Origin of the sequence: Candidatus Frankia nodulisporulans (assembly GCF_902806475.1) — a bacterium.
GTDB lineage: Bacteria > Actinomycetota > Actinomycetes > Frankiales > Frankiaceae > Frankia > Frankia umida.
Genome location: NZ_CADCWS010000025.1, coordinates 23,489 through 29,828, shown reverse-complemented (window position 1 = coordinate 29,828; position 6,340 = coordinate 23,489). Strand labels below are relative to the sequence as shown.

4 protein-coding genes are annotated in these 6,340 nt (G+C 66.9%); all 4 read left to right on the top strand.

All coding sequences use genetic code 11. The features are described from left to right. The first annotated feature begins 580 nt into the window (after positions 1-580). The 4 genes from nifV to nifK all read left to right on the top strand — a co-directional run bounded on the left by nifV (position 581) and on the right by nifK (position 6,265). Positions 581-1,798 (top strand): homocitrate synthase, encoded by a 1,218-nt coding sequence (nifV, locus tag G6R24_RS04825; RefSeq protein WP_163547957.1) that lies wholly within the window; start codon positions 581-583, stop codon positions 1,796-1,798. Between the two features lie 245 nt (positions 1,799-2,043). Continuing rightward, positions 2,044-2,907, top strand: a complete 864-nt coding sequence (nifH, locus tag G6R24_RS04820; RefSeq protein ID WP_163547956.1) for a nitrogenase iron protein — start codon at positions 2,044-2,046, stop codon at positions 2,905-2,907. A 55-nt stretch (positions 2,908-2,962) separates the two neighbouring features. Beyond that, a complete protein-coding gene (gene nifD, locus G6R24_RS04815) occupies positions 2,963-4,423 on the top strand; it encodes a nitrogenase molybdenum-iron protein alpha chain (RefSeq protein WP_163547955.1) in 1,461 nt (486 codons plus the stop codon). A gap of 282 nt (positions 4,424-4,705) precedes the next feature. After that, a complete protein-coding gene (nifK, locus tag G6R24_RS04810) occupies positions 4,706-6,265 on the top strand; it encodes a nitrogenase molybdenum-iron protein subunit beta (RefSeq protein WP_225438125.1) in 1,560 nt (519 codons plus the stop codon). Positions 6,266-6,340 lie beyond the last annotated feature (75 nt).

Here is a 6,340-nt window from a genome sequence, read left to right as displayed (position 1 = left end):
TGTCGTTAACCCTTGCTGCACATTCCGATGGTGATGTCGTCCGGCCGTGTCGGACATTGCGTGCCGGTGCACCGTCGAACCGGTGGCCGGACAGTGGAAGGTGTTCCCGCGGTGAACCCGTTCGTAACCCGGACCGCCGACAAACCGCTCCGACGGGCGTCGGTGGTGGTATCACCGGCCGGTGTCGTGGCGTCCGCACGTGCGGACGGTCCGACCCTGGGTCGCCCTTTCGTCCGGCAGGCTCCCGGGCCCTCGGTCAGGCCTGGCCGCAGGGGCCCTGACGTCCACCTTCGTGATACCCCGCAGGGGGAAGCGACGGTCGCGGCAGCCGCTTTACCTCGTCGGACGGCCCGCCGCCCAAGGAAAAAACAACCTTGGACTTTTCTTTGCGGATGTCCTTTCGGACATCACTTCGGAAAAGCTCTCGGCTATCTGCGATGAATACCTGTTAACCGGGAAGTTACCCGCGCTTGCGAGTGCGAAATATTCGCCTCCTAGTCTGATCCATGTCGCCGCAGAACAAACGGTGAACCGCAGTTCGCGGCGCGGCCCATGGTCTTCTCATCCGGAGCGACGGCTGGTGATGACAGTGCGAGACGAACGTTTTCCCAGCTCATCCCCCACGGCGATGCAGGCGGACGCGGCGGTCAGATTCTGTGACACGACGCTGCGCGACGGCGAACAGGCGCCTGGCGTCGCATTCACCGCGGTCGAGAAACTCGCCATCGCCGCCGCTCTGGATGCCATCGGTGTACACCAGATCGAGGCCGGTATCCCGGCGATGGGTGTCAGCGAGCGGGACGTGTTGCGGGAGATCCTCGCGACCGATCCCCGGGCGGAGATCGTGGGCTGGTGCCGGGCCGACCACCGCGACGTCGAGGCCGCGGCCGCCTGCGGCCTGATGACCGCGCACCTGACCATTCCCGTCTCCGACCTGCACCTCAAGAGCAAGTTGGAGAAGGACCGGGCCTGGGCGCGGCTGCGGGTCCGCGACTGTGTCAAGGACGCGACCGACCGGGGCATGCGGGTCAGTGTCGGCATGGAGGACGCCTCCCGCGCCGACGACTCGTTCGTCATCGACCTGGCCGGCGAACTGCGGGAGCTGGGCGTCACCCGGTTGCGCTGGGCCGACACGGTGGGCCTGCTCGACCCGGTGAGCGCGTACGACCGGCTCGGGCGACTGGTCCGGGCGGTCCCGGGGCCGTGGGAGATCCACGCCCACGACGACTTCGGCCTGGCGACGGCCAACACCATCGCCGCCGTCCAGGCGGGGTTCACCTGGGTCAGCACCACCGTGCTGGGGCTGGGTGAACGCGCCGGGAACGCTCCGATCGAGGAGGTCGCCATGGCGCTTCGGCACCTGCTGAAGCTGCCGGTGGACCTCGACACCACGTCGTTTCGCACGCTGGCCCAGCTGGTGTCACGGGCGGCTAGCCGCCCGCTGCCGGCGGGCAAGGCGGTGGTCGGGGAGTCGGTGTTCGCACACGAGTCGGGCATCCACGTGCACGGCATCCTGCGTCACCCGGCGACCTACGAGCCGTTCGACCCCGCCGAGGTCGGTGGGCGCCGCCGGTTGACCGTCGGCAAGCACAGCGGCCGGGCGGGTGTGCGACACGCACTGGAGCAGTGCGGCATCACCGCCTCCGAGGAGGAGCTCGAACCGCTCGTCGAGCAGGTTCGGCTTGCCGCCACCCAGTACAAGCGCGGCCTGCAGGGCCGCGACTTCCAAGAGCTTCTCGGGCGGGTCGACATGCCGGCCCCCCGAGCTGGGGTCCAGACGCGCGAGGAACCGGTCTGATCGACCGTGCCTCCGCGCCGACGGACTCGCACCACAAGGCCCGAACCCGGCTCCGAACCCGGCTCCGCCTCGGAGTGGCACCACGGGTTCGGTCCAGTCGCATCACGGTAGTGCCGATGTCCCGGTCCACCCCGACCGGCGGCACGTCCGGCAGCCCGCGGACCCGCGTCCGATGGCCGGCCCGATCGGCCTGGCCACCAGCGGTGATCCGCGAGCCGGACGACCGTTCCTAGGAGGAGCACCACATGCGCCAGATCGCGTTCTACGGCAAGGGTGGTATCGGCAAGTCCACCACCCAGCAGAACACCATGGCGGCCATGGCCGAAGCCGGCCAGCGGATCATGATCGTCGGCTGTGACCCCAAGGCCGACTCCACCCGGCTCATCCTGCACTCGAAGGCGCAGACCTCCGTCATCCAGCTCGCGGCGGAGAAGGGCTCGGTCGAGGACCTCGAGCTCGACGAGGTTCTGGTCGAAGGTGCCTGGGGCATCAAGTGCGTCGAGTCCGGTGGCCCGGAGCCGGGCGTGGGCTGCGCCGGCCGTGGCGTCATCACCTCCATCACCTACCTGGAGGAGGCCGGCGCCTACGAGAACCTCGACTTCGTCACCTACGACGTCCTTGGTGACGTTGTGTGTGGTGGATTCGCGATGCCGATCCGCCAGGGCAAGGCGCAGGAGATCTACATCGTCACCTCCGGCGAGATGATGGCGATGTACGCGGCGAACAACATCGCCCGAGGCATCCTCAAGTACGCCCACACCGGCGGTGTCCGCCTCGGCGGCCTCATCTGCAACAGCCGTCAGACCGACCGCGAAGACGAGCTGATCATGGAGCTCGCCCGGCGACTGAACACCCAGATGATCCACTTCATTCCGCGTAACAACGTCGTGCAGCACGCCGAGCTGCGCCGGATGACGGTCATCGAGTACGACAAGGACAACAGCCAGGCCAACGAGTACCGGACGCTGGCCAACAAGATCATCAACAACGAGATGAAGACCATTCCGACCCCGATCGAGATGGACGAGCTCGAGCAGCTGTTGATCGACTTCGGAATCATGGAGGTCGAGGACGAGTCCGTCATCGGCAAGACCGCCGCGGTCGCCTGACGTCCTCCCTTTCCCGACTCTTTTTCCGCCCACCGTCGAGGATGAGGTCCCGATCATGACGACGACGCCGGTACCGACCCGGGCCGAGACCGAGGCGATGATTGCCGATGTCCTGGCTCAGTACCCGAAGAAGGCCGCGAAGTTCCGGGCCAAGCACATCAAGGCCAACGACCCCGAGGGGTCGAAGGAGTGCGAGGTCAAGTCCAACATCAAGTCCCGCCCCGGGGTCATGACGATCCGTGGCTGCTCCTACGCCGGCTCCAAGGGCGTGGTGTGGGGACCGGTGAAGGACATGGTCACCATCAGCCACGGTCCCGTCGGCTGCGGTCAGTACTCCTGGGCGACGCGGCGTAACTACGCTCACGGCCACCTCGGCGTGAACAACTGGACCGCGATGCAGGTCACGACCGACTTCCAGGAAAAGGACATCGTCTTCGGTGGCGACACCAAGCTGGAGAAGGTCCTCGACGAGATCGTCGACCTGTTCCCGCTGGCCAAGGGCATCTCGGTGCAGTCCGAGTGCCCGATCGGTCTGATCGGTGACGACATCGAGGCCGTGTCGAAGAAGTCCTCGAAGAAGCTCGGCCTGCCGATCATCCCGGTCCGTTGCGAGGGCTTCCGCGGCGTGAGCCAGTCGCTCGGCCACCACATCGCGAACGACGCTGTTCGCGACCATGTCCTCGGTACCGGCGAGGGCACCTTCGAACAGACCGACTACGACGTCGCGCTGATCGGTGACTACAACATCGGCGGAGACGTCTGGGCGTCCCGTCGGATTCTGGAAGAGATGGGCCTGCGGGTCATCGCCCAGTGGTCCGGCGACGGCACGATCAACGAGATGGCCTCGACGCACCTGTCGAAGCTGAACCTGATCCACTGCTACCGCTCGATGAACTACATCTGCACCACCATGGAAGAGCGCTACAACACCCCCTGGACCGAGTTCAACTTCTTCGGCCCCACGAAGATCGTCTCTTCCATGCGCAAGATCGCCGAATTCTTCGATGACGAGATCAAGGCGAAGACCGAAGCGGCGATCGCCCGCTACCAGGTCCGCTTCGACGAGATCATCAAGGCGTTCCGGCCGCGCCTCGAGGGCAAGCGCGTCATGCTCGCCATCGGCGGCCTGCGCCCCCGGCACACCATCGGTGCCTACGAGGACCTTGGCATGGAGGTCATCGGGACCGGCTACGAGTTCGCTCACAAGGACGACTACACCCGGACCTACGGCATGCTCAAGGAAGGCGTCGTTCTCTACGACGACCCGACCGCCTTCGAGGTCGAGGAGTTCGCCAAGCACCTCAAGCCCGACCTGATGGGCGCGGGTGTGAAGGAGAAGTACGTCTTCCACAAGATGGGCATCCCCTTCCGGCAGATGCACTCCTGGGACTACTCCGGGCCGTACCACGGCGTCGACGGCTTCGCGGTCTTCGCCCGGGACATGGACCAGGCCGTCAACAGCCCGACCTGGGACCTCCTTGAGGCGCCCTGGTCGAAGGCCGGCGAGGTCGCCTAGTCCTCGGTGGGCTCCACCCCACCGCCGCCCCGGCGGCACCCGGGCGCATGACGCCCCAGCAGTAGACGCCCGTTCAGGGCAGCAGTAGTCAGCCAGGTCCGGCCGCAAGGCAGCCGCCAGTGACCCGGCACCCCCGTGAGCCAGCCGGCTCGAATGATCCACGTGAAACACGGCCGGCGCAGGCGATCGGAACGGGTGCTGGCGGCTGCCGCGGCCGGCATCAGCCCCGCCGGGGACGCAGATCCCCCCGGGTCATCCCCCCAGGGGAGAGGAGGACGTCCGGTGACGACGCCCGAGCACACCAGCGCGATCCCACTGCAGGTTCTTGACCACAACGACGTCTTCCGGGACGAGGTCTACCAGGAGCAGTTCGAGAACAAGCGCGAGTTCGAGAACGGGGCCTCCAAGGAGGAGGTCGAGCGCGTCCTGCAGTGGACCCAGACCTGGGAGTACCGGGAGAAGAACTTCGCTCGGGAGAGCCTGACCGTCAACCCGGCCAAGGCCTGCCAGCCGCTCGGTGCCGTGCTGGCCGGGCTCGGATTCGAGGGCACGCTGCCCTTGGTCCACGGCTCGCAGGGCTGCGTGTCCTACTTCCGCAGCCACTTCGCCCGGCACTTCAAGGAGCCGGTGCCCGCCGCGTCCACCTCGATGACCGAGGACGCCGCCGTGTTCGGCGGGATCAACAACCTCGTCGAGGCGATGGACAACATGTCCGCGCTCTACAAGCCGAAGCACATCGCGGTCAGCACCACCTGCATGGCCGAGGTCATCGGTGAGGACCTGTTCTCCTACATCGGCGCGGCGCGCGAGCAGGAGGCGATCAGCCAGGACTTCCCGGTCTCCTACGCGCACACCCCGAGCTTCGTGGGCTCGCACATCAACGGCTACGACGTGATGCTCAAGGGCATCCTCGACTCGCTGTCGAAGTCCGCCGATGCGGACGCCTCGAAGATCGAGAAGTCGGACAAGGTCCGCCTCAACATCATCCCGGGCTTCGACACCTATGTCGGCAACCACCGGGAGTACCGGCGGATGCTGGAACTGATGGGCGTCCACCCGATCATCCTGGGCGACCACTCCGCGTCGCTGGACTCCCCGGCCGACGGTGAGTACGACCTCTACCCGGGTGGCACCACCCTGGTCGACGGCGCGCAGGCGAAGTTCAACCGGGCGAGCTTCATCCTGCAGGAGTCCACCCTGCGCCGCACCGCCGAGCTCATCAGGGACGTGTGGAAGCAGGAGCTGGTCACGCTGGAGACCCCGATCGGGGTCACCGGCACCGACGCCTTCGTCACCGCCGTCGCTCGTACCGCCGACGTCAAGGTGCCCGCCGAGCTGACCCTCGAGCGCGGCCGGCTCGTTGACGCGATCACGGACTCGAGCGCCTACGTGCACGGCAAGCGGGTGGCCATCGCCGGCGACCCCGACCTCGTCGTCGCGCTGACCCGGTTCGTGCTCGAGCTCGGCATGGTCCCGGTGCACATCGTGAGCACCAACGCCGACTCCACGTTCAAGGCGCGGATGGAGAAGATGCTCTCCGCCAGCAAGTTCGGCGACGCCGCGACCGTGTGGCCGGAGAAGGACCTCTGGCACCTGCGCTCGCTGGTCTTCACCGAGCCGGTCGACCTGCTCATCGGGTCGATGCAGCTCAAGTGGATCGGCCGCGAGACCAACACGCCGCTGTTCCGGGTCGGTTTCCCGATCTTCGACCGGCACCACCTGCACCGGTTCCCGATCGTCGGATACGCCGGCGGGCTGCACCTGCTCACCGGACTCGTCAACACGATCCTCGACGAGCTCGACCGCAACGCCCCCGCGCACAGCTACGACGCGGTCCGCTGACCGTCCGTCCCCGCTAGCGCAGGACCCGACTCCGGACGGTCGACGGCCCGCCGCCGACCGTCCGGACCAGACGTG